Origin of the sequence: Lapillicoccus jejuensis (assembly GCF_006715055.1) — a bacterium.
Lineage (GTDB): Bacteria > Actinomycetota > Actinomycetes > Actinomycetales > Dermatophilaceae > Lapillicoccus > Lapillicoccus jejuensis.
On sequence record NZ_VFMN01000001.1, the window covers coordinates 1,327,706 to 1,349,864 of the forward strand.

General features: G+C 76.2%; 19 protein-coding genes. 7 read left to right on the forward strand and 12 right to left on the reverse strand.

What is annotated here, in order from left to right:
- Positions 1 to 122: 122 nt before the first annotated feature.
- The 3 genes from FB458_RS06325 to FB458_RS06335 all read right to left on the reverse strand — a co-directional run bounded on the left by FB458_RS06325 (position 123) and on the right by FB458_RS06335 (position 2,621).
- Positions 123 to 758, reverse strand: a complete 636-nt coding sequence (locus FB458_RS06325; protein WP_141847731.1) for a VOC family protein — start codon at positions 756 to 758, stop codon at positions 123 to 125.
- Positions 759 to 978: 220 nt separating this feature from the next.
- Positions 979 to 1,815, reverse strand: coding sequence for a TrmH family RNA methyltransferase (locus FB458_RS06330; RefSeq protein WP_141847733.1), 837 nt, complete (start codon positions 1,813 to 1,815; stop codon positions 979 to 981).
- Entirely contained in the window at positions 1,812 to 2,621 is an 810-nt protein-coding gene (locus FB458_RS06335; RefSeq protein ID WP_141847735.1) for an HAD family hydrolase, read from the reverse strand. The genes FB458_RS06330 and FB458_RS06335 overlap by 4 nt, the downstream gene beginning before the upstream one ends.
- 105 nt (positions 2,622 to 2,726) lie before the next feature.
- On the opposite strand from FB458_RS06335, the gene FB458_RS06340 reads away from it, so the two are divergent.
- Positions 2,727 to 3,341 (forward strand): TMEM165/GDT1 family protein, encoded by a 615-nt coding sequence (locus FB458_RS06340; protein ID WP_141847737.1) that lies wholly within the window; start codon positions 2,727 to 2,729, stop codon positions 3,339 to 3,341.
- Between the two features lie 18 nt (positions 3,342 to 3,359).
- On the opposite strand, the gene FB458_RS06345 is transcribed toward FB458_RS06340, so the two are convergent.
- Genes FB458_RS06345 through FB458_RS06355 form a run of 3 tightly spaced genes read right to left on the reverse strand, consistent with a single transcriptional unit; the run spans position 3,360 to position 7,137 of the window.
- On the reverse strand, positions 3,360 to 4,613 hold the full coding sequence (locus FB458_RS06345) for an ABC transporter permease (RefSeq protein ID WP_141847738.1): 1,254 nt from the start codon (positions 4,611 to 4,613) through the stop codon (positions 3,360 to 3,362).
- Entirely contained in the window at positions 4,610 to 5,491 is an 882-nt protein-coding gene (locus FB458_RS06350) for an ABC transporter ATP-binding protein (RefSeq protein ID WP_141847739.1), read from the reverse strand. Before FB458_RS06350 ends, FB458_RS06345 begins: the two co-directional genes overlap by 4 nt.
- A complete protein-coding gene (locus FB458_RS06355) occupies positions 5,470 to 7,137 on the reverse strand; it encodes an FAD-dependent oxidoreductase (RefSeq protein WP_141847740.1) in 1,668 nt (555 codons plus the stop codon). Before FB458_RS06355 ends, FB458_RS06350 begins: the two co-directional genes overlap by 22 nt.
- 92 nt (positions 7,138 to 7,229) lie before the next feature.
- On the opposite strand from FB458_RS06355, the gene FB458_RS06360 reads away from it, so the two are divergent.
- Positions 7,230 to 7,787, forward strand: a complete 558-nt coding sequence (locus FB458_RS06360; protein WP_141847741.1) for a TetR/AcrR family transcriptional regulator — start codon at positions 7,230 to 7,232, stop codon at positions 7,785 to 7,787.
- A 52-nt stretch (positions 7,788 to 7,839) separates the two neighbouring features.
- Here FB458_RS06360 and FB458_RS06365 read toward each other — a convergent pair whose 3' ends face one another.
- The 3 genes from FB458_RS06365 to serS form a co-directional block, all read right to left on the reverse strand.
- Positions 7,840 to 8,604, reverse strand: coding sequence for a response regulator (locus FB458_RS06365; protein ID WP_141847742.1), 765 nt, complete (start codon positions 8,602 to 8,604; stop codon positions 7,840 to 7,842).
- A complete protein-coding gene (locus tag FB458_RS06370; RefSeq protein WP_141847743.1) occupies positions 8,601 to 9,992 on the reverse strand; it encodes a sensor histidine kinase in 1,392 nt (463 codons plus the stop codon). Before FB458_RS06370 ends, FB458_RS06365 begins: the two co-directional genes overlap by 4 nt.
- A 70-nt stretch (positions 9,993 to 10,062) precedes the next feature.
- Complete coding sequence (gene serS, locus FB458_RS06375; RefSeq protein WP_141847744.1) at positions 10,063 to 11,385, reverse strand: serine--tRNA ligase; 1,323 nt, start codon at positions 11,383 to 11,385, stop codon at positions 10,063 to 10,065.
- 55 nt (positions 11,386 to 11,440) lie between these two features.
- On the opposite strand from serS, the gene FB458_RS06380 reads away from it, so the two are divergent.
- The gene (locus tag FB458_RS06380; RefSeq protein WP_141847745.1) at positions 11,441 to 11,980 is read left to right on the forward strand and encodes a DinB family protein; all 540 of its coding nucleotides are present in this window, start codon (positions 11,441 to 11,443) and stop codon (positions 11,978 to 11,980) included.
- A gap of 27 nt (positions 11,981 to 12,007) precedes the next feature.
- Here the strand turns inward: FB458_RS06380 and FB458_RS06385 are convergent, their stop codons facing one another.
- Positions 12,008 to 13,774, reverse strand: coding sequence for a sigma-70 family RNA polymerase sigma factor (locus FB458_RS06385; protein ID WP_170185586.1), 1,767 nt, complete (start codon positions 13,772 to 13,774; stop codon positions 12,008 to 12,010).
- Between the two features lie 555 nt (positions 13,775 to 14,329).
- Between FB458_RS06385 and edd the strand changes: the two genes are divergently transcribed.
- Positions 14,330 to 16,219 (forward strand): phosphogluconate dehydratase, encoded by a 1,890-nt coding sequence (gene edd / locus FB458_RS06390; RefSeq protein WP_141847747.1) that lies wholly within the window; start codon positions 14,330 to 14,332, stop codon positions 16,217 to 16,219.
- Entirely contained in the window at positions 16,216 to 16,878 is a 663-nt protein-coding gene (eda, locus tag FB458_RS06395) for a bifunctional 4-hydroxy-2-oxoglutarate aldolase/2-dehydro-3-deoxy-phosphogluconate aldolase (RefSeq protein ID WP_141847748.1), read from the forward strand. The genes edd and eda overlap by 4 nt, the downstream gene beginning before the upstream one ends.
- 69 nt (positions 16,879 to 16,947) lie before the next feature.
- Here eda and FB458_RS06400 read toward each other — a convergent pair whose 3' ends face one another.
- On the reverse strand, positions 16,948 to 17,502 hold the full coding sequence (locus FB458_RS06400; protein ID WP_141847749.1) for a DinB family protein: 555 nt from the start codon (positions 17,500 to 17,502) through the stop codon (positions 16,948 to 16,950).
- A gap of 64 nt (positions 17,503 to 17,566) precedes the next feature.
- Between FB458_RS06400 and FB458_RS06405 the strand changes: the two genes are divergently transcribed.
- On the forward strand, positions 17,567 to 18,667 hold the full coding sequence (locus tag FB458_RS06405; protein WP_141847750.1) for a diacylglycerol/lipid kinase family protein: 1,101 nt from the start codon (positions 17,567 to 17,569) through the stop codon (positions 18,665 to 18,667).
- Positions 18,668 to 18,897: 230 nt separating this feature from the next.
- On the opposite strand, the gene pheA is transcribed toward FB458_RS06405, so the two are convergent.
- On the reverse strand, positions 18,898 to 19,896 hold the full coding sequence (pheA, locus tag FB458_RS06410) for a prephenate dehydratase (protein ID WP_425460837.1): 999 nt from the start codon (positions 19,894 to 19,896) through the stop codon (positions 18,898 to 18,900).
- Positions 19,897 to 20,033: 137 nt separating this feature from the next.
- Here pheA and FB458_RS21250 point away from each other — a divergent pair, with 137 nt between their 5' ends.
- The gene (locus FB458_RS21250; protein ID WP_170185587.1) at positions 20,034 to 22,109 is read left to right on the forward strand and encodes a hypothetical protein; all 2,076 of its coding nucleotides are present in this window, start codon (positions 20,034 to 20,036) and stop codon (positions 22,107 to 22,109) included.
- Positions 22,110 to 22,159: the final 50 nt, after the last annotated feature.

The window sequence follows — 22,159 nt, forward strand, 5'->3', positions numbered from 1 at the left end:
CCCCGCACCGACAGCGCGGCGTCACCGCTGACCTGTGCCGCGTGGGTGGGTTCCTGCGCAAGGCGCGGACCGGGGCGCCGTACGGCGTCGTGCGACGTCGTCAGTTGGCGCTCAGGTGGTGCTCAGATGGTGACGGAGCCCTCGGGCGTCGAGAAGGTCACGGCGAGCAGGCCGGGGGTCCCGCGCGGGGCGACGAAGTCGAAGTGGATCACCGACGAGGTCTTCGACGCCGGCAGGCCGAGCCACTCGGCGACCCGCTGCGGGTCGCCCGCGATCTGCAGCGAGTCGATGTTGACCGTCGTCGCGCTGCCGCGAGACGGGTGGACGTCGCCGTCGTCCCACTGGATGTAGTACGGCAGCTGAGGGTCGGACATCAGGCCCTTGACGCCGATCTGGCGCCAGCGCAGCTCCACCCCGTCGGGGCGGCGGCGGTTGCCGTCGACGGCCTGGCGGCCCAGCCGCTTCTCGACCGGGGCGATGTCGTCGACCGCGACGACCCAGCCGAGCCAGCCGCCGCCGCTGGCGGAGCGGGCCTTGACGGCCTGGCCGAACGGCGCCTTGTCCGAAGCCGGGTGGTCGAGGCACTCGACGACCTCGACGTACCGGTCGTGGGCGAGGGGCAGGACCACGTTGCGGGTGCCGAACCGCGGGTGAACCCCACCGTCGACCGGCAGGACACCGATGAGCTTGCCGATGCGTTCGGCGGTGGCTCGCACACCGTCGTGCTCGGCTGCGTAGGAGACGTGGTCAACCCGCATACCGACATCGTGACACACCGCAAGGGGTGCTCTTGACCACGCCCCAGGGGCCCCAGGCGTCACAGGACGCCGTACGGGGGTCGCGGGTCGCGGCTGGCGGCGGCGGGGCCGACGGGGCGTCGTACGGGCTCAGGTTCGCCGGAGAAGGTAGGGCCTCGCCGGAGAACCGTTCTCCGGCGGGGCCGGACATTATCGGGCGACCCGATAATGTCCAGAACCCTCAACGGCGTTGGCGGACGGCCTCGTACAGCACCACCGCGGCGGCGACGGACACGTTGAGCGAGTTGACCCGGCCGGCCATGGGGATGCGGATGCGCTCGTCGGCGGCGGCGAGCAGGGCGTCGTCGACGCCGTGCTTCTCGGAGCCGACGGCGACGGCGACCCGGCCCTTGTAGGAGATGTCGGTGTGCTCGGTGCTCGTCTCGGGGGTCGTCACGACGAGGCGGATCCCGTTGGCGTGCAGCCAGTCCAGCGTCTCCTGCGTCGTGCCCGCGCCGACGGGGGTGGCGAAGACGGTGCCCTTGGACGCGCGGACGACGTTGGGGTTGCCCCAGTCCGTCAGCGGGTCGGCGGCGACGACCGCGTCCACCCCGGCGGCGTCGGCGGTGCGCAGCATCGCGCCGAGGTTGCCCGGCTTCTCGACGCCCTGGGCGAGCAGGACGAGGTCCTTCTTGCCGACCGGCAGCTCGTGGACCGGGCGGCCGACGGCGCCGACGACGCCGAGCAGCCCGTCCGCACCCTCGCGGTAGGCGACCTTCTCGAAGGCCGACCGGGACAGCCGCACCACCGGCACCCGCAGCGTGCGCAGCCGCGCGAGCAGCTCGTCCTGCTCGCCGATGTCCTGGCTCCCGGCTCGGCCGGCCGGGCTGAACAGCTCGGGGCAGACGTAGAGCTCCGTGGGCACGACGCCGGCGGCGAGCGCGAGCGCCAGCTCCTCGTAGCCCTCGACGAGCGTCGTGCGCGACTCCTCGCGGTCGCGGCGCCGGCGCAGCCCGGAGAGCGCCTTGAGCCGCGGGTTCGCCGCCGACGTGATGAGTAGGTCGTCGTCCACGCTCATCCCTCCAGCAGCGACCGCAGCACGGGGACCAGCCCGTCGTCGTCGACGTCGCCGGTCACCTCGTCGGCGACCGCCTTGACCTCGTCGGGCGCGTTGCCCATGGCGACCCCGCGGGCGGCCCACTGGAGCATCTCGACGTCGTTGCGCTGGTCGCCGACGGCGACCGTGTCGCCCGGCTCGACGTGCAGCCGCCGCCGGACCAGCTCGAGCGCCGAGCCCTTGCTCACGCCCTCGGGGTTGAGGTCGAGCCAGGCCGTCCACCCGACGGCGTACGCCACCCCGTGCAGTCCGGCGGCCTCGACCTGGGCCATGAACTCCGCCGCGTCGGCGTCCGGCCTGCGCAGTGTGACACGGGTCGCGGGCGCGGACACCAGCTCCTCCCACGGCACGACGACCTGCTCGCCGCCGAGCTCCCCGTCGGGGTACGGCGCGCTGACCTTGAACCCGACGCCGAGGTCCTCGACCGCGACGAGCGCGTCGGGGATGGCCTCGCGCAGCAGGGTGAGCACCGGGCGCGGGTCGAAGGTCACCGTGTCGACCACCACGTAGCCCCCCGGCTGGGACGGGTCGAGCTCGATCGTCACGGCGCCGTTGGAGCACACGCAGAACCCGCGCTCGAGGCCGAGCATCGCGACCACCGGCATCGTCGCGACGATCGAGCGACCGGTCGCGATGGTCAGGTGGTGCCCGGCGGCGACGACGGCCGAGACGGCGTCCCCGACGTGCGGCGACAGCTCCCCGACGTGGGTGAGGGTCGTGCCGTCGAGGTCGAGCGCGACGAGCTTCGGCGGGGCGGCGGCGGGCACGGGACAACCCTACGGGGGCCCGTACGACGCCGCCCCCGAGCCCGCCGCAGCCCCCGACCCACCCCGCCGTGGCGCCCGCGGCCCGGACGTGGTTCGGTGTCATCCGTGCAGCTGGCGACCGTGGCGACGACGTTCGCACTCGTCTTCGTCGGCGAGCTGCCCGACAAGACGGCCATCGCCGGGCTCGTCCTCGGCACCCGCTACCGCTGGTGGTGGGCCTTCGCCGGCATCGCCGCCGCGTTCCTCACCCACGTCGTCATCGCCGTCACGGCCGGCTCGCTGCTCGGGCTGCTGCCCGAGCGGGTCCTCCAGGTCGTCGTCGGCCTGGTCTTCCTCGCGGGCGCCGTCCTGGTCTGGCGCGAGGGGAACGAGGACGAGGACGACGAGGAGGACGAGGAGGAGGCCGCCGTCACCGCCGCCGAGGGCGGCGCCGCCGCGATCGGCTTCTGGAAGGTCGCGGCCCTCTCCTACGGCGTCATCTTCCTCGCCGAGTGGGGCGACATCACCCAGATCCTCACCGCCAACCTCGCCGCCCGCTACCGCGACCCGCTCTCGGTCGGCCTCGGCGCGACCCTCGGCCTGTGGGGTGTGGGGCTGCTCTCCGTCGTCGGCGGCAAGGCTCTGCTGCGGGTCCTGCCCATGACGTGGATCGCGCGCACCGCCGCGCTCGTCATGACGGTGCTCGGCGTCGTCGACCTGGTCCGCGCCGCCCGCGGCTGACGCAGCGTCCGCACCACGTCAGGCACGCACCCGGAGCGCCTCGCGCAGCGAGAGCCGGCGCTGGGTCTGCAGCAGCGTGCGCGAGTAGAGCCGCTCCCCCACCCACACGGCGAGCACGACGAAGGCCAGCGTCAGCCCGAGCGACACCACCGGCTCCCACCACTGGGCCGTCCCCGCGAAGAGCCGCTGCGGCATGGCCAGGACCGACAGCACCGGCACGAACGAGGCGACGACCTGCACCGTCCCCTGCCCGACGAGGCCGAGGACCATCGTGATGACGAGGACCATGCTCAGCACCGGCGTCGTCGACTGCAGGTCCTCGTTGCGGGTGGCCAGCGCCCCCGCGGCCGCCCACAGGCAGGCCAGGGCGACGAACCCGGCGAGGAAGAAGACCAGGAACCACCCCGACGCGGTCGCCACCGCGGGCAGCAGGGTGCGGTACGACGACATCGACACCCCGACCAGCCCCACGCCGACGAAGAGGACCATCTGCGCGAGCGCCAGCGCGCTGGTCCCGGCGACCTTGCCGAGCAGCAGCTGGCGCACCGGCACCGCGGAGACGAGGATCTCGACGACCCGGGACTGCTTCTCCTCGACGACGCTGCTCGCGATCGACATCCCGAACAGCAGCGACGCGAGGTAGAAGAGGAACGCGAAGACGAGCGCGACGACGTACTTCACCGCGTCGTCGCCGCCCGGGTCGAGCCGGTCGAGCGACAGCGTCGACCCGGCGGTCAGCGCCGACACGCTGGTCCCGGCGGCGGCCGCGTTGGTGGCGAGCACCTGCTGCTGGACGGCTTCGCGGACGAGCGCGGTGAGCGAGGAGTCGGCGGCGTCCTTGCTCACCAGCCGCCACGCGGTGCCGTCGTGGACCAGGCCGACGTCGGCGGTGCCGCCGCGCACGGCCGCCGTGACCGCTGCCGGGTCGGTGGCGTCGGTGACCGTCAGGTCGACGGGCCGGCCCTGCTCGTCGCCGAGCCGGTCGGCGGCCGCCAGGACGGTGCGCGCGCCGTCGCCGGTCGCGACCGCGGTGACGCTGTCGCGGTGCTGGCCGAGGACGACCTGGAGCGCGAACGACCCGGCGAGCAGCGCGAGGGTGAGCGCGGTCGAGACGAGGAAGTTCTTGTCGGTGAGCTTGACGTGGATCTCCCGCGCGGCGACGACGCGCCACGGCGCCGACGGCGGGCGCGGTCCCGGGTCCTGCGGGGCGCCGTACGGGGCCCCGGGGGCGGCGGGCGAGGGAGCGGACGTCGTACGGGGCTCGGCGGTCATGCCGTGACCTCCCGGTAGATCTCGGAGAGCGAGGGGACGAGCGGGCTGAGCTCGCGGACCGAGCCGCGGGCGAGGGCCTCGCGCAGGACGCGGTCGGCGGCGTCGTGGGCGAGCAGCTCGAGGACGGCGGTGCCGCCGTCGACGTCGAGGACGCTGACGCCGTCGACGTCGCGGACCCAGCCGGCGTCGCCGTCGACGACGAGGCGGTGCCGCACGCGGCCCCGGTGGCGCAGCTCGTCGGTGGTGCCGGCGGCGACGACGCGGCCGCGGGAGAGGACGACGAGCGAGTCGCAGAGCCGCTCGACGAGGTCGAGCTGGTGGCTGGAGAAGAGGACCGGGACGCCGCGGGCGGCGTGCTCGCGCAGCAGGTCGGCCATCGCGTCGACGGCCTCCGGGTCGAGGCCGGAGAACGGCTCGTCGAGGACGAGCGCGCTCGGGGTGGCCAGCAGCGCGGCGGCGATCTGGACGCGCTGCTGGTTGCCCAGGCTCAGCGACTCGAGCTTGTCGCCGGCGCGGTCGGCGAGGCCGAACCGCTCGAGGTGCTCCGTCGCGGCGGCCGTCGCGGCGGCGGCGGTGAGGCCGTGCAGCCGCCCGAGGTAGACCAGCTGGCGCAGCAGCGGCTGCTTCGGGTAGAGCCCGCGTTCCTCCGGCATGTAGCCGAACCGGGCCCGGTCGGCCGGGGTCGCCGGGCGGCCCTGCCACAGCACCTCGCCGGCGGTCGGGCGCAGGATGCCCATGACCATCCGCATCGTCGTCGTCTTGCCGGCGCCGTTGCCGCCGACGAAGCCGGTCAGCGTGCCGGCCGGCACGCTGAGGTCGACGCCGTCGACGGCGGTGACGTCGCCGAAGGTCCGGGTCAGGCCGCGGGTCTCCAGCACGGGGCACCTCCTGGTCGGGCCGGGCGCCCGGTGGCGCCCGTCTGGTCCGACCCTAGGAACGGGCGGCGCCCCGGGGGATCACCCGCGCGGCGGAGATCGGCGCCCGGCTCCCCCTCCCCCGCGCGAGGGACGCCGTACGGCGACCGGCCGGTCCACCCTGCGTACGCCGCCGCCCATCCCGCGGGCCCGTCGGCGGCGGGGTCGCGCCGGTCGCCCGCCCAGGCGACGTAGCCGTCGGGGCGGACCAGCAGGGCCGGGCCGTCGTCGGTGCGGCGGGTCTGCGCGAGCCCGACACCGTCGACCGGGGCGTCGTCGCGGCCGCGGACGAGCCGGAACGCCGGGGCCGGGAGGGGGTCGGACCCCTCGAGCGGGACGGTGGCGGCGCGGGTGCCGACGAGCGGGTGGGCGGCGGGCCGTCCGCCCTGTCGCGGCGGGGCGTCGTACCGCAGCGAGGTGCCGGCGACGCCCCCGGCGATCCGGGCCGGCACGCCGGGGACGCGGACGGCGAGGGCGACGAGCAGGTCGCGCAGCAGGGGCAGCGGCTGGGGGTGCAGCAGCAGCGCCCGGAGCATCCCGCCGGAGCGGCGCAGGACCGCGGCGCCGACCGGGTGGCGCTCGTCCTGGTAGCTGTCGAGGACCGGGTCGGGCGCGCCGGCGAGGACGGCGTCGAGCTTCCAGGCGAGGTTCACCGCGTCCTGGATGCCGGTGTTCATCCCCTGCCCGCCGACGGGCGAGTGGACGTGGGCGGCGTCGCCGGCGAGCAGCACCCGGCCGTGGCGGTAGGCGCCGACCTGCCGCTCGTCGGAGTGGAAGCGCGAGCGCCAGCCGACCTCGGCGACCCCGACGTCGCGGCCCAACGCCTCGTGCAGCACCTCGCCGACCCGGTCCTCGTCGACGGGATCGGACTCGGGGCGCTGGTCGCGCCGGTCCCAGGTCATCGAGCGGAACCAGCCGTCGCCGTACGGCGCGAGGAAGCCGAAGACCTGCGTCGTCGTCCCGACGGTCAGGCCGCCGTCGGCGGTCGGCGGGTCGGTGAGCCGCACGTCGGCGAGGACGACGGAGGACAGCACGGTGGGGCCGGGGAAGGGGACGCCCAGCAGGTCGCGGACGGTGCTGTGCGCGCCGTCGGCGGCGACGACGTACGACGCCCGCCGGGTCCCGGTGGTGCCGTCGGCGTCCCGGGTCGTCACCGTGACGCCGTCCGCGTCCTGGGTGAGGCCGACGACCTCGACGCCGCGCTCGACCCGGGCGCCCTGGGTCTCGGCGTACCGGAGCAGGGCCGCGTCGACGACGGTCTGCGGTGCGATGAGGACGAAGGGGAACGGGGTGTCGAGCACGTCGAACTCCAGGCGGCCGCGGCCGAGCAACCGGACGCTGCGGGTGGGGCTGCCCTCGGCGACGAGGTCGTCCGCCAGGCCGCGGTCGGCCAGGACCTCGAGGGTGCGCGGCATCGTCGCGAAGGCGCGGCTCGCCCGGCCGGGCTCGGGGCGCCGGTCGAGGACGACGACGCGGCGGCCGAGCGCGGCGAGGTCGCCGGCGGCGGTGAGGCCGGTCGGGCCGGCGCCGACGACGAGGACGTCGACCTGCTCCGGCGTCCGGGGCCTCCCGGACGTCAGGGGCGTCGGGTGCGGGTGGGTGGTGGACATGGCGGGCTCCTCCCGATAAGTCAACGGCTGTTGACTTCGACGGTAGACCCGCACCCGCATCAAGTCAACAGATGATGACTTAGGCTGCGGCCATGCCCCCGACCCGTCGCCGCGACGCCGTCGCCACCCGCGCCGCGATCCTCGACGCCGCCCGCGAGGTCTTCGGCCGGGAGGGGTACGAGCGCACGACGATGCGGGCGGTGGCCGCCGCCGCCGGCGTCGACGCCGCGCTCGTCGTGCGCTACTTCGGCGGCAAGGCCGACCTCTTCGCCGAGGCCGCGCACCTGCGCCTCGACCTGCCCGTGCTCGCCGGCCTCAGCCCGGAGCAGGTCGCCGACGCCGTCGTCACCCGGTTCCTGCAGGTGTGGGAGGACGACTCGGCGTTCCTCGCGCTGCTCCGCGCGGCGGCGACCAGCGAGGACGCGGCCGCCCGGCTGCGGCGGGTCTTCGCCGAGGAGGCCCTGCCGGTCATCGCCGCGGCCGCGGTCGACCGGCCGCAGGAGCGGGTCGCCCTCGCCGGCTCGCAGGTCATCGGCTTCGCCTACGCCCGCTACGTGCTGCGGGTGCCGCTCGTCGCCGACCTCGACCACGACGCCGTACGGCGCCTCCTCGGCCCGACGATCGCCCGCCTGCTCACCGGCCCGCTCTGACGAGCCGGTGGGTCCGCAGCGGGCAGGCACCGGTGCCGAGCAGGTGCGGACGTCAGGGGGTGTCCATGAGGCCGGCCTCGTGGGCGAGGACGACCGCCTGGACCCGGTCGCGCAGGTGCAGCTTGGCCAGGAGGTTGGACACGTGGGTCTTGACCGTCGCCTCGCCGACGACGAGCTCGGCGGCGATCTCGGCGTTGGACAGGCCGCGCCCGACGAGGACGAGGGTCTCGCGCTCGCGGGGGGTGAGGTAGCGCAGGCCCGGGACCTCGCGGGGCGTCGTACCGGTGGGGTCCCCGGGTGGACTTGACGCAGCGTCATGCCGCTCGACGCCCTGTGCACCCTGCGTCAGGTGGCTCGACGCTGCGTCGAGTCCACCCGCCGCACCGCCGGAGCCGCCGCGCATCGCCTCGATGACCCGCATCGTCACCTCCGGCGCGAGCAGCGCGTGGCCGGACCCGACCACGCGCACGGCGTCGACGATCTTCTCGGCCTCGGCGTTCTTCAGCAGGAACCCGCTCGCCCCGGCCCGGAGCGCGTCGGCCAGGTAGTCGTCGCGGTCGAAGGTCGTGAGGATGACGACCCGCGACGTCCCCTCGGCGACGACGGCCCGGGTCGCCTCGATGCCGTCCATCACCGGCATCTGGACGTCCATGAGGACGACGTCGGGCCGCTGCTCGCGCACCACCCGCACCGCCTCGGCCCCGTCGCCGGCCTCGCCGACGACGACGAGGTCGGGCTCGACGGACAGGATCATCGCCAGCCCGGAGCGCAGCAGCCGCTGGTCGTCGACCACGACCACGCGCAGGGGCTCGCTCACGACCCGCTCCCGAGGGGCAGCCGGACCCGGACCCGGTAGCCGCCCATCACCCGCGGCCCGACCTCGACCGCCCCGCCGAGCGAGCGCACCCGCTCGCGCATCCCGAGCACCCCCAGCCCCGACCCGGAGGTGCCCGACCGCGGTCGGCCGTCGTCGAGCACCTCGACCTCGGCGAACCCGGCCTGCGGGTCCACCCGCAGCACGACCCGGACGGCCCGCGCGGTCGAGTGCCGGCGGACGTTGCTCAGCGCCTCCTGCACGGTCCGGTAGAGCGCGAGGCCCTGCGACGGGCCGACCTGCGCGGCGCACCCGGGGGTCCGCTCGACGAGGGTCCACCCGACGTCCAGGCCCGTACGACGTGCCTCCTCCACCAGCCGGGGCAGGTCGCCGAGGCCCGGCTCGGGCGAGCGGTCGGTGGGGCCGTCGGCGCCCGGGCGGGTCGCGGGCCCCGCCTCGCCGCCCTCGCGCAGCGTGCCGACGAGGCTGCGCATCTGGGTGACGGCCTCGCGGGCCGACTCCTCGACGGAGCCGAGCGCCTCGGCCGCCGCGGCCGGGTCACGGTCCATGACCCGGCGGGCGGCCGCGGCCTGGACCCCCATGACGGAGACGTGGTGGGCGACGACGTCGTGCAGCTCGCGGGCGATGCGCAGCCGCTCCTGGACGACGGCGTGCTCGCGCAGCCGCTGCGCCTGGTCGGCGAGGGTCCCCGCCTGGTCGGCCAGCCGCGCCCGGGCCCGCGCGGCCCGCCACGCCGCCTGCCCCCCGAGGACGGCGCCGCCGAAGTAGACGACGTTGAGGACGAACGCGTAGACGACGGTGGCCGCGATCGGTCCGAGCAGGCCCGACCCGCCCCGGCCCTGCGTCTCGCGGCGGATCTCGTCGATCGTGCTGCCCAGGCTGAACTGCACCGTGAGCCAGCCGAACATCAGCAGCAGCACGGCGCCCATCGCGACGAGGACGACCCGGCGGTTGCGCGCCCAGGCCATCCCGCTGAAGAGCGCGACGAAGTAGACGACCTGCACCGCCACCTGGGCGGCGACGTCGGGCAGGGTGAGCCCGACCGCGAAGAAGGCCAGGCTCGCGCCGACCGCCGAGGGCACCGGCGCGACCCGCCGGGTGACGACCGGCGCCGTCATGACGACGAGCCCGAGGTACTCCGCCCACACGGCGTGCCCCGAGACGATCCCGGCGCCGCGGGCCAGCTCGAGCCCGAGCACGGCGAGCGCGAAGGTCGCGAGCGCGAAGAGCAGGTCGCGGCGCAGCGCCGCCGGCGGCACGGGCCGCTCCCACAGGTCGTCGAGGGCGAACCACGCGGCGACGCGCCCGCGCAGGGAGCCCGCGGCGTCGCGCGTCACCGTCTGAGGGCGGGGGACGACGGCCTGCGACATGGCGCCCACCCTAGGCAGACGACGCCGTACGGCGGCTCCCCCTCGAGAGGGAGCCGCCCGTCACCGGCGGTCAGGCCAGGGGCTCGAGGACGTCGAGGCCGACGTACGGGCGCAGGGCCTGCGGCACGACGACCGAGCCGTCGGGCTGCTGGTGGTTCTCGAGGATGGCGACGATCCAGCGCGTCGTCCCGAGGGTGCCGTTGAGCGTGGCGACGGTGCGGGTGCCCTTGCCGTCGCCGCTGCGCTCGCGGGTGTTGAGCCGGCGGGCCTGGTACGTCGTGCAGTTCGAGGTCGAGGTGAGCTCGCGGTAGCGGCCCTGGGTGGGCACCCACGCCTCGCAGTCGAACTTGCGCGCGGCGGAGCGGCCGAGGTCGCCGGCAGCGGTGTCGATGACGCGGTAGGGCACCTCGATCTTCGCGAGCATCTCCTGCTCCCAGGCCAGCAGACGCTCGTGCTCGGCCTCGGCGTCCTCGGGCCGGCAGTAGCTGAACATCTCGACCTTCTGGAACTGGTGCACCCGGATGATGCCGCGGGTGTCCTTGCCGTGCGAGCCGGCCTCGCGGCGGTAGCAGGCCGACCACCCGGCGTAGCGCTTCGGGCCGGCGGACAGGTCGAGGATCTCGTCGGCGTGGTAGCCGGCGAGCGCGACCTCCGAGGTGCCCGTGAGGTAGAGGTCGTCGCTCGGCAGGTGGTAGACGTCGTCGTGCGCGTCGAGGTAGCCCGTGCCGTCCATGACCTTCGGCAGGACGAGGGTGGGCGTGACCATCGGCGTGAACCCGGCCTCGATCGCCTGCGCGAGGGCCATGTTGAGGATGGCCAGCTCGAGGCGCGCCCCGACGCCGGTGAGGAAGTAGAACCGGGCACCGGAGACCTTGGCGCCGCGCTCCATGTCGATGGCGCCGAGCTTCTCGCCGAGGGCGAGGTGGTCGAGCGGCTCGAAGCCCTCAGCGGCGAAGTCGCGGGGCTCGCCGACCGTCGTGCGCACGACGAAGTCGTCCTCGCCGCCCGGGGGGACCCCGTCGATGACGACGTTGCCGACGACGCGCACCAGCTTGTCGAGCTCACCCTGGGCCGCGTCGGCCGCCTCCTGCAGCGCCTTGACCTCGTCGCCGAGCCGGGCGGCGTGGCCGCGGGCCTCCTGGGCCGTCTCCATCAGCCGGTCGGCGTCGGCGTCACCGGCCTTCTTCGCCTTCTGCGCGCGGCCCATCAGCGCGCCGACGTCCTTGCTCGCGACGTTCTGCTCTGCCCGGCGCGACTCCACGTCGCGCAGCGACGCCCGGCGGCGGTCGTCGGCGGCGAGGATGGCGTCGACGACCGCGGGGTCCTCGCCGCGGGCGACCTGCGAGGCCCGGACGGCGTCCGGGGTCTCCCGCACGAGCTTGATGTCGATCATGCGGCCAGCCTATCGACGCGGGGACACGGCGCCCCGCGCTCCGTAGGGTGAGGGGGTGAGCGACCTTCCCCCGTGGTTCGACGAGCTGTACGTCTGCTCGGGGTGCGGACTGGACTACGCGAGCGTGAGCGTCGACGGGGCCGTGCGGCTCGTCGACGCCGTCGTCGCCGAGCTGCCCGGCGTCCTGCGCGGGGTCGACGCCGAGGCGCTGCGGGCGCGGCCGACCCCGTTGGAGTGGGCGCCGATCGAGATCGCCTGCCACGTGCGCGACGTCCTGGCCGCGTTCACGGTGCGGCTGCACCGCGGTCTCGCCGAGGACGCCCCGATCCTCGACCCGCTGTACGGCGACCTGCGCGCGGCCCGGTTCGGCTACCGCGACGCCTCGCTCGACGCGGTCGTCGAGGGCGTGCGCGCCAACGGCCGCGGGTTCGCGGCCGAGGTCGCCGCGGTCCCGACCGACGCGTGGGAGCGGGAGGTCAGCCGCCGCAACGGCCTCCACCAGGAGGTCCGGTCGCTGCGCTGGCTGGTGCGCCAGGCCGCGCACGAGTCCGTGCACCACCGCAACGAGATCGTGCGGGCCTCGGCGCCGCGCTGAGCGCGGGGCCGGGTCCGACGAGGTCGGTCAGCCGTGGTGTCCGGGCGGTGCGCCGTGGCCGGGTGGGTCCGCCGGGCCGTGACCCGGTCCCCCGCCGGTCCCCGGGTGCGGCGCGGCGTGAGCGGGCGGACCGGGGTGCTCGGGGTGCTCGGGGTGCTCGAGGTGCTCCGGGTGGCCGGGCCGCTCGGGGTGGCCGGGCTGGGGACGAGGGGGTGTCGGTCCCTTCGCGACCGCGGAGTGGCCTGGGGCCGCGGCGGGCACGGGCGTCGACACGGTCCCCGCGGTGAGCGCGGGGCGCCCGCGACCAGGTGACCCGGGTGACCAGGGTGATTCGGGTGACCCGGGCGACCCGGGCCCGGAGCCGCCGGGGCCGTGCGGCGGCCTCTCGTCCGCGGACCCCTCGTCCGGGACGCCCACGTCCTGCGGGCCGGCCAGGCCGTGGTCGCCGTCGGACCCCACGGTCGACCAGCCGGACCCCCCGTAGGCCACGTCCACCGCGCGGACGCCACCGCGTCCCCAGCCCACGCCCGTCGTGGGGAGGTCGGGCAGGCGCGTCGACGCGTCGTGCCACCGTCCGACTCCACCGCCCGTGCTGCCCGATCCCGTCGACCCGACGACGACGCCGACCGAGCGGGTCCCCGGCGGCACCCGGACCCAGGACCGCCCGGGGGTGGTGACGCCACCGGCCCCCGGGGCGGACGCCTCGCCGGCACCCGGGGCGCCGACGGGGTCCGCGACGCGGGCCGCCGCGCCGCCCGCCGCGGCGGGCGGCGCGGAGCGGTGGGAGGGGTGCGGGACGTCCGACGACGGCGCCCCGGCGGAGACGGCCAGCAGTCCGGCGGCGACCGCGGCCACCGCCGGACCGACCACCCCGGCGCCACCGAGCGCGCCGCTCGCGCCCACACCCGCGCCCACACCCGCGCCGCCCCCCGTGAGGGCGGCCGGGACGAGACCCGGCAGCAGGGCGCCGGGCAGGAGCGCGCGACGCAGCAGCAGCGCGGTCGAGCGCGCCTCCGCGACGGCCTCGCGGCAGAGGAGGCACCCCGACAGGTGCGTCTCGACGCGGACCCGGTCACGCAGCGCGAGACCCTCGCGCGCGAACGACCCGAGGAGCGGGCGCACCACGCGGCAGGCGGGCGTGCGCGGCTCCCCCAACCGGTGGCTGAGGAACGCCTCGCGCAGCCGTTCGCGGGCCCGGGTCCCCCGCGAGGAGACCGCGTTGGCGCTCACCCCGAGCAGCGGGGCGACCTCGGCCGGGCTGCGCCCCTCGACGACGAGCTCCCACAGCAGCACCCGCGAGTCCTCCGGCAGGGACGCCCAGGCCCGACGGGCGGCGACGGCCTCCTCCTGCTCCGCCACGACGTGCTCCGCCGACGGCTGCGGCTCCGGCTCGGGCGCCGCACCGTCCGCCCCGAGCACCGGCCGCCTCCTCCGCGACGCGTCGATCGCGACCCGACGCAGGGTGCTCACCCAGTACGGGCGCAGCGCCGACCGCGGACCGCCACCTGCGCGCAGCGCCGCGAGCACCCGGGCGAAGCTCTCGCTGACCAGGTCGTCGACCTCGTGCGGGTCCACCGACCCCGCGACCGCGCGGGCGAGTCGCCGTACGGCGGGCAGGTGCCGGACCCACAGCTGGGCCACGGCCGCCTCCGCGGCCGGACCGTCGGTCCGGGCCAGGGCCAGCAGCTCGCTGTCGAGGTCGGGCTCGACGCGCAGATCGACGGGCGGATCGACGGGCAGGTCGACGGGCTGGTCGACGGGCAGGGCCGGCTCGACCTGCTGCTGCTCGGCCATCGTCGGACCCTTCCACCGCTGGGCCGGAGGGCCGGCGCCGACCACCGCGGGCGGAGGTGTGCCCCGGTGCGTCCGGGCCGCGGACCGTTCGGGTCCGGGCCTGGTGGGTCCCATGATGGGCGACCTGCCGGTTTTGTTCAACGGTTGGTAAAAAATCCTGTGGATCGCGACACGATCCGTCCCCGGCACCGTCTTCAGGGTGTCGGCGTGAGGTCGGCCGGTCCGTGGGAGGACCGCGCGCGCGTGCTGGGAGGCCGCCGACACAGGGTCCGGCCGGGCGACCGGGAGGCGGTCGGCCGGACCCGGGAGCGAGCGGCGACCGGCCGGGGCCTGGGGGGTCGCGGCCGGCGCCGACCGCCCCCCCCCCCGTCGCGCCCGAGCCACCGGCCCCGCGCCTCTCCCCACACCTCTCCCCACACCTCTCTCGACATCGAGAGACCCTTCCGGTATCCGGACGTCGTGTGACCCGGGTCACCCTCGCGCTACGCTTGTGATCGCCGTCACAAAGTGGGAGCCACCGTCGTCGCCCTCCGTCCGCGAGACCCGAGGACCGCCATGGCCACCACCCCGATCGACCCCGTCACGCCGCTGCACCCCGTCGTCGCCCGCGTCACCGAGGCCGTCGTCGAGCGCAGCCGCGCGGGCCGGACGGCGTACCTGCGCCGCCTGAGCGCCGCCCAGCTCGAGAAGGGCCTGCGCCCCGCGCGGACCGACCTCGGCTGCTCCAACCTCGCCCACGCCGTCGCCGCCTGCGGCGGCAGCGACCGGGCCGTCATGAGCGGCGAGGCCGGCGTCTCGCTCGGCATCGTCACCGCCTACAACGACATGCTCAGCGCGCACGCGCCGTACGAGACCTACCCGCAGGCGATCAAGGAGACCGCGCGGGGGATCGGCGCCGTCGCGCGGGTCGCCGGCGGCGTCCCCGCGATGTGCGACGGGATCACCCAGGGCCGCGCGGGCATGGAGCTCAGCCTCTACAGCCGCGACGTCATCGCGATGTCGACCGCGATCGCGCTCAGCCACGACGTCTTCGACGGCGCGCTCATGCTCGGCGTCTGCGACAAGATCGTCCCCGGCCTGGTCGCCGGTGCGCTCGCCTTCGGGCACCTGCCGACGGCGTTCGTCCCCGCCGGGCCGATGGCCAGCGGCCGCAGCAACGCCGAGAAGGCCGAGACCCGCAAGCGGTACGCCGCCGGGGAGGCCGGGCGCGACGAGCTGCTCGGGTCCGAGGTGGCGTCGTACCACTCCCCCGGCACGTGCACGTTCTACGGGACGGCGAACTCCAACCAGCTGCTCATGGACGTCATGGGCCTGCACCTGCCGGGCGCGGCGTTCGTCCACCCGGACGAGCCGCTGCGCGCCGCGCTCACCGCCGAGGCCACCTGCCGGGTCGCCGCCATCGCCGCGAGCGAGCGCCCCTACGGCATCGGCCAGGTCGTCGACGAGAAGGCCGTCGTCAACGGCGTCGTCGCCCTCCTCGCCACCGGCGGGTCGACGAACCACACGATGCACCTCGTCTCGATGGCCGCCGCCGCCGGGATCACGCTGACCTGGGAGGACTTCGACGCGCTGTCGGCCGTCGTCCCGCTCGTCGCGCGGATCTACCCCAACGGCACCGCCGACGTGAACCACTTCCACGCCGCGGGCGGGACGCCGTACCTCGTCGCGACGCTGCTCGACACCGGCCTGCTGCACGAGGACGTGCGGACCCTCGCCGGGGAGGGGCTGGCGTCGTACCGGCGCCGGCCGGTGCTCGACGACGACGGCGCGCTGCGCTGGGAGGAGCCGGCCGAGTCGACCGACCTCACCGTGCTGCGGCCGGCGAGCGCGCCGTTCGAGCCGGACGGCGGCCTGCGGGTGCTGCGCGGCTCGCTCGGCCACGCCGTCGTCAAGACCAGCTCGCTCTCGCCCGATCACCGGGTCGTCGAGGCGCCGGTGCGGGTCTTCACCGACCAGGTCGGCTTCCTCCAGGCGTTCTCGCGGCGCGAGCTCGACCGCGACGTCGTCGTCGTCCTGCGCGAGCAGGGCCCGAGCGCCAACGGGATGCCCGAGCTGCACGCCCTCACGCCCAGCCTGCAGGTGCTGCAGAAGCGCGGGTACGCCGTCGCGCTCGTCACCGACGGGCGGATGAGCGGCGCCTCGGGCTCGATCCCCGCCGCCATCCACGTCACGCCCGAGTCGGTGCACGAGGGGCCGATCGCGCGGCTGCGCGACGGCGACGTCGTCCGGCTCGACAGCCTCGCCGGCACGCTCGACGTGCTGCTCGACCCGGCCGAGCTCGCGGCGCGCGAGCCCGCGCGGCGGCCGTCGGGCGAGGAGGTCTGGGGCACCGGGCGCGAGCTGTTCGGCGCCCTGCGCACCGCCGTCGGCCCGGCCGACCGGGGCGCCCACGTCTTCCCGGGCCTCGTGCCCACGACCGTCCCCCAGCTCGAGGAGATCGCATGACCACCACCGCCACCCCTGCTCTCGCGCCGCGCACCGGCGCCGAGGTCCTCGACGTCGCCCCGGTCGTCCCGGTCGTCGTCGTCGAGGAGGTCGCGCAGGCGGTGCCGCTCGCGCAGGCGCTGCTGCGCGGCGGGATCGGCGTCATCGAGATCACCCTGCGCTCCGCCGCCGGGCTCGAGGCCATCCGCGCCGTCGCCGCCGAGGTGCCGGGGATGGTCGTCGGCGCCGGCACCGTCGTGACCCCGGAGCAGGCGCTCGCGGTCACCGCGGCCGGGGCGTCGTTCGTCGTCACCCCGGGGTCGCCGCCGCGGCTCGTCGACGCCGTCCTCGACCTCGGCATCCCGGCGCTGTGCGGGACGGGCACGCTCACCGAGATGCTCACCCTCGCCGAGCGCGGCCTCACGGCGATGAAGTTCTTCCCCGCCGAGGTTAGTGGCGGGGCGCCGTACCTCTCGGCCGTCCACGGGCCGTGCCCGCAGCTGCGGTTCTGCCCGACCGGCGGGATCTCACCGGCCAACGCGGCGTCGTACCTCGCGCTGCCGAACGTCGGCTGCGTCGGCGGCTCCTGGCTGACGCCCAAGGACGCCGTCGCCGCGGGCGACTGGGCGCGGGTCGAGGCGCTCGCCGCCGCGGCCGCGGGGCTCCGTACGGCGTCCTGACCCCCACCTGCTCGCTGCGTCCGAGAGGTCGGCTGCTCGGGGGCCCGACCTCTCGGACGCTGCGCTTCCTCAGGGGCGGTCGAGGTCGTGCACGTGGTGGTAGAGGTCGTGCAGGAAGTACCGCGCGAACGACTCGACGGTGAACGACGCCCCGTCGCTGCGCCGGCCGGTGCGCCGCCACTGGCCGTCGGCGACCGCCCCGAACGCGTCCGCCGCCTCGTGCGCGGCGTCCTCGCACTCGGCGGCGACGAGGAGCGGGTCCTGCTCGGCGTAGCGGTCGGCGAGCGCCGTCGCGTCCTGGTCCCAGTTGTCGAAGAGCGGGTCGTCCTCGTCGAGCATGAGGTGCAGCCGGCGGGTGAAGAGCCGGCAGACGTCGCGCACGTGGCAGCCGTACTCCAGCGGCGACCACACCCGCGGTGCCGGCCGCAGCGTCGCGCCCTCGCGGCGCAGCGCGTCGGGGAAGCGCGACATCGCGTCGCGCACGAGCGCCGGGACGGCCGCGGGCTGGACGGTCGCGGCGTCGTACCCGCACTCGGGGCAGGGACGCTCGAGCGTCCAGGTCCAGTCCTTGGTGTCGGGCTCGGGCTGGAGGGTCGGCTCGGGCTGCTCGGCCTGCGTGGACACGAGCGCAGGCTAGCGGGCGGACGGGCGTTCAGGAGGGGCCCGCGGCTTCGGTAGGTTCGGCTCCGTGTCGCAGGTCGCGTGGGTGTGGGTCGCGGTGGCGGTGGTCGCCGTCGCGGTCGTCGCCGCCGTCGTCGTCGCGAGCCGCCGCGGGCAGGGTCTTCCGACGCGGCCGGGTCGCCGACCGCGGCCGCACCGCAACGAGTTCCGCCCCGAGGGCGTGAGCGAGCCGCCGGCGCCGCCCAAGCGCGCCGCGGTCGTCGTCAACCCGACGAAGTTCACCGACCTCGAGGCCGTGCGGATGCGGGTCACCGCGGTCATGCAGGCCGAGGGGCTGGCCGAGCCGCTCTGGCTCGAGACGACCGTCGAGGACCCCGGCACGGGTCAGGCCCGCGCGGCGCTCGCGCAGGACGCCGTCCTCGTCTGCGCGCTCGGGGGCGACGGCACCGTCCGCGCCGTCGCGCAGGGCCTCGTCGGCAGCGAGGTCCCGATGGGGCTGCTGCCCGGCGGCACCGGCAACCTGCTCGCCCGCAACCTCGACCTGCCCGTCGACTCGATCGAGCGCGCCCTCGCCGTCGCGCTCACCGGCCAGAACCAGCGCATCGACGTCGGCCGGCTGTCCGTACGGCGTCCCGGCGGCGGCGAGCCGGAGGAGCACGCCTTCCTCGTCATGGCCGGGCTCGGCCTCGACGCCAAGGTCATGGCCGACACCCCCGAGGCGCTCAAGGCGCGGGTCGGCGGGGCGGCGTACTACGTCACCGGCGCCCGCAACCTCGTCGGGCGGACGTTCAAGGCCAAGCTGCGCCTCGACGGGATGGCGACCGCGATGACCCGTCGCGCCCGGACCGTCGTCATCGGCAACGTCGGCCGGCTGCTCGGCGGGCTCGCGCTCATGCCCGACGCCAAGGTCGACGACGGGCGGCTGGACATCGTCGTCATCTCCCCGCGCGGGCCGATCGGGTGGACCGCGGTCGCGACGCACCTGGCCACCCGCAGCCGGCGCGGCCACCCGCTCGTCGACCACCACTCGGCCGCCGAGGTCGAGGTCGAGCTCGACGGCGGACCGCAGGAGGTCCAGGTCGACGGCGACACGATCGGCCCGGCGCGGTCGGTCACGGCGCGGGTCGACCACCTGGCGCTCGTCGTGCGGGTGCCGTACAAGGCCTGACGGCACGAGGGCTCACGACCCGGGACTCAGGACACGCAGCTCACGGCGGGCAGGGCAGAGGCGGCCCGCTGGGGATGAGCCGCCTCTGCGACGGGAAGGGGGCGCGCCCACACTCGTGGGGGACAAGCCTGGGTTCCTCTCCCTCCCGCGCGAGCACCTTAGCCCGATAAGCGGCAAAAAGGAACACGAATGCGCGCGCCGCCGTGGGCCGGGCGGCGCGACCGCGCACCTCAGCGGGTGGCGCTCGAGCGCAGCGCGGCGAGCCAGTCCCGGGCGGCGACGAAGTCCGCCTCGGCGGTCCCGGCGCGGGGCGGGGTCGGGACGCCGTCCGCGGCCGGGTAGGAGCCGAGCCAGCGCACCTGCGCGCAGACCCGGCGCAGCCCCATGAGCGTCTCGCCGACGCGCTCGTCGGTGACGTGGCCCTCGAAGTCGATGGTGAAGCAGTACGAGCCCATCGCCGCGCCGGTCGGGCGCGACTCGAGCCGGGTCATGTTGACCCCGCGGGTCGCGAACTGCTCGAGCAGCTCGAGCAGCCCACCGGGGTGGTCGTCGCGCTGGAAGAGCACGACGCTCGTCTTGTCCGACCCCGTGGGCGCGGGGGTGCGCCCGGGGCGGGACACGAGCACGAACCGGGTCACGGCGCCCCGGTTGTCGCCGATGTCGTCGGCGAGGACGCTCAGCCCGTGGCGGGTCGCCGCGCCGGCCGCGCTGACGCTGGCGTCGTACGGCGCCGCGTCGGCCGCCGGCCCCCGGCCCCCACCGAGACCCGCGGCCGCCGCCGCGGTCGACAGGGTGGGCACGTACGTCGCCCCCGGCAGGTGCGCGTCCATCCAGCCGCGGACCTGGGCCCAGGCGTGCGAGTGGGTGCCGACCGCGGTGACGTCGGCCAGCGTCGTCCCGGGCCGGGCGGCGAGGACGAAGGTCACCGGCACGAGGACCTCGCCGACGATGACGAGCTCGTCGCCGACCGACAGGGCGTCGAGGGTCGCGGTGACGCCGCCCTCGACGGAGTTCTCGATCGGCACCATCGCCGCGTCGAGCTCGCCCGCCCGCAGGGCCGCGAGCGCGCCGACGACCGAGCTGCACGGGACCGGCACAGGGGTCGCGTCGCCGGCCTGCGCGCGGTGGTGGTCGGTCGCGAGCCAGCGCGTCAGGGCCATCTCGCAGAAGGTGCCCTCGGGCCCGAGGTAGCCGTAGCGGGGTGACGGTGCGGCGTCCACGGCCCGCACGCTAGTACGGCGTCCCGGGGCCGGGTGGGGTCGTCCGGGCGGCGGACGCCCGCCCGCAGCGTCCGCACCGCCGCGGCATCGGTGCCCCCTCGGTGCGGACGCCTCGGAGGGCGGTACCCGCCGCCTACGCTGACCCGGTGAGCCGGCGTCAGTGGGGGCAGGTGCTGGCGCTCGTCGTGGTGGTCGCCGCGCTCGTCGCGGGGCTCGCCGTGGGCGGGGGGCTGCGCTCGCGCGAGGCTGCCCCCCGACCGCTGCCGTCCGCTGCCGGGCCGGTCGTCCTCGTCGGCGTCCCCGGCCTGCAGCCGTCGGACGTCGACCCGACCCGCACGCCGACCCTGTGGGCGATGGTCCGCGACGGCGCCTCGGCCACCCTCAACGTCACGGCGGTGCACCCCGTCACCTGCCCCGTCGATGGCTGGCTCACCGTGTCCGCCGGCGGGCGCGCGGGCGCCGCCGACGGCGCGGGGTGCCCCGCGCCGCAGGTGAGCGGCGGGTCGGTGACCGGCTGGACGTCGTACGCCGACGCCGCCCGTGCCCGCCCGTACGACGCCGTCCCCGGCCTGCTCGGCACCACCCTCGCCTCCGCCGGCCGCTGCGTCTCGGCGATCGGTCCGGGCGCGGGGGTGGGCGCGGCGGACGAGCAGGGGCGGGTGGCGTCGTACCGAGACGGGGTCGACGGCGCGCCACCGCGCTGCCCCGTGGGGCTCGTCGACGGCGGGACGGTGACCGGGAGCGGGTCGGCGCGGATCGCCGCGGCGGCCGCCGCCGACGCGGTCGTCGCGCGGGTGCGCTCGTCCGCACCCGACGCCGACGTGCTCGTCGCCGGGCTCGCCGACGACGGGCGGGCGGGGATGCGGCTCGTCGTCCTCGCCGGGGCGGGCGTCGAGCCGGGCTACCTGGTCTCCCCCTCGACGCACCAGGCGAGGATCACCCAGCTGCCCGACCTCACGGCGACCCTGCTCGCGCGGACCGGGGTGGCCGTCCCGCGGGCCGTCGCGGGGTCGGCGCTCCAGCGGTCACCCGCAGCGAGCGGGACCGAGGCCGCCCGGGACCGGCTGCGCGCGCTCGTCGACGTCGAGCAGGCCTCGCGCTCGGTCACCCCGGTCGTCGCCCCGCTCTTCACCATCTGGGGCTTCGTCGCCGCGGCCCTGCTGCTGCTCGTCGCGCTCGCGCGCCGGCGCGGCTGGCGGGCGCGGACCCGGCTGACGGACGTCGTACGGCGCGTCCTCGTCGTCCTCGCGGCGGTGCCCGCGGCGACGTACCTCGCCATGCTCCTGCCGTGGTGGCGGGCCGGGTCGCCGACCCTCGCGCTGCTCGGCGCGGTCGCGCTGTGGTCGCTGCTGGTCGGCGGCGCCGCGCTGGCCGGGTCGTGGCGGCGCTCGCCGACCGGGCCGCCGACGGCGGTCGCCCTGGTCACGCTCGTCGTGCTCGTCGTCGACCTGCTCACCGGGTCGCGACTGCAGGTGGCCTCGCTGCTCGGGCTCAACCCGACCGTCGGCGGGCGCTTCTACGGGCTGGGCAACGTCGCCTTCGCGCTGCAGGCGGGGGCGTTCTTCGTCGTCGCGGGGACGCTCGTCGCGCGGCTCCCGCGGCGGCCGCGGGTCGCCGCCGCGCTCGTGACGCTGCTCGCGCTGGTCGTCCTCGTCGTCGACGCCGGGCCGACCTGGGGGGCCAAGGTCGGCGGGCCGCCGGCCTTCGCGCCGGGCGTCGCGCTGCTCGTGCTGCTGGTCCTCGGGGTGCGGGTGACCTGGCGGCGGCTGCTGCTCGTCGGGGGCGGGACGCTGCTGCTCGTCGTCGCCATCGCGCTCGCCGACTGGGCGCGCGGGGCGGGTCGACGCTCGCACCTCGGCGACTACGTGCAGACGCTGCTCGACGGGGGCGGCGGCGACGTCGTCGTCCGCAAGCTCGAGCAGAACCTCGGCACGCTGACCGGGACGTCGGTCTTCGCCTACCTCATCCCGGTCGGGCTGGTCCTCGTGTGGTGGGGGCTGCTGGCGCCGGGGTCGTGGGTGGCGCGGCCGCTCGCGCCGCTGTTCCGGCGGGTGCCGGCCTGGCGGCCGGCGCTGCTCGCGCTGACCCTCACGGTGACGATAGGCCTGTTCGTCAACGACACCGGGGTGGCCATCCCGCCGGTGTCGTGGCTGCTCGTCGCACCCCTCGCCGCCGCCGCCGCGCTGCACGACCTCGCCCTGCGCGACCGCTCCCACCGTTAGCGTCCGAGAGGTTGGCGGCTGACGCCGCCGAGGTCTCGGACGCAGCGATC

Excerpts from the sequence above, each read along its gene's own strand:
- FB458_RS06385 (WP_170185586.1), bottom strand. The coding sequence starts at position 13,774 with ATGGCCGAGCAGCAGCAGGTCGAGCCGGCCCTGCCCGTCGACCAGCCC.
- FB458_RS06360 (WP_141847741.1), top strand. The coding sequence starts at position 7,230 with ATGCCCCCGACCCGTCGCCGCGACGCCGTCGCCACCCGCGCCGCGATC.
- FB458_RS06345 (WP_141847738.1), bottom strand. The coding sequence starts at position 4,613 with ATGACCGCCGAGCCCCGTACGACGTCCGCTCCCTCGCCCGCCGCCCCC.
- serS (WP_141847744.1), bottom strand. The coding sequence starts at position 11,385 with ATGATCGACATCAAGCTCGTGCGGGAGACCCCGGACGCCGTCCGGGCC.
- FB458_RS06325 (WP_141847731.1), bottom strand. The coding sequence starts at position 758 with ATGCGGGTTGACCACGTCTCCTACGCAGCCGAGCACGACGGTGTGCGA.
- FB458_RS06330 (WP_141847733.1), bottom strand. The coding sequence starts at position 1,815 with ATGAGCGTGGACGACGACCTACTCATCACGTCGGCGGCGAACCCGCGG.
- eda (WP_141847748.1), top strand. The coding sequence starts at position 16,216 with ATGACCACCACCGCCACCCCTGCTCTCGCGCCGCGCACCGGCGCCGAG.
- FB458_RS06370 (WP_141847743.1), bottom strand. The coding sequence starts at position 9,992 with ATGTCGCAGGCCGTCGTCCCCCGCCCTCAGACGGTGACGCGCGACGCC.
- edd (WP_141847747.1), top strand. The coding sequence starts at position 14,330 with ATGGCCACCACCCCGATCGACCCCGTCACGCCGCTGCACCCCGTCGTC.
- FB458_RS06355 (WP_141847740.1), bottom strand. The coding sequence starts at position 7,137 with ATGTCCACCACCCACCCGCACCCGACGCCCCTGACGTCCGGGAGGCCC.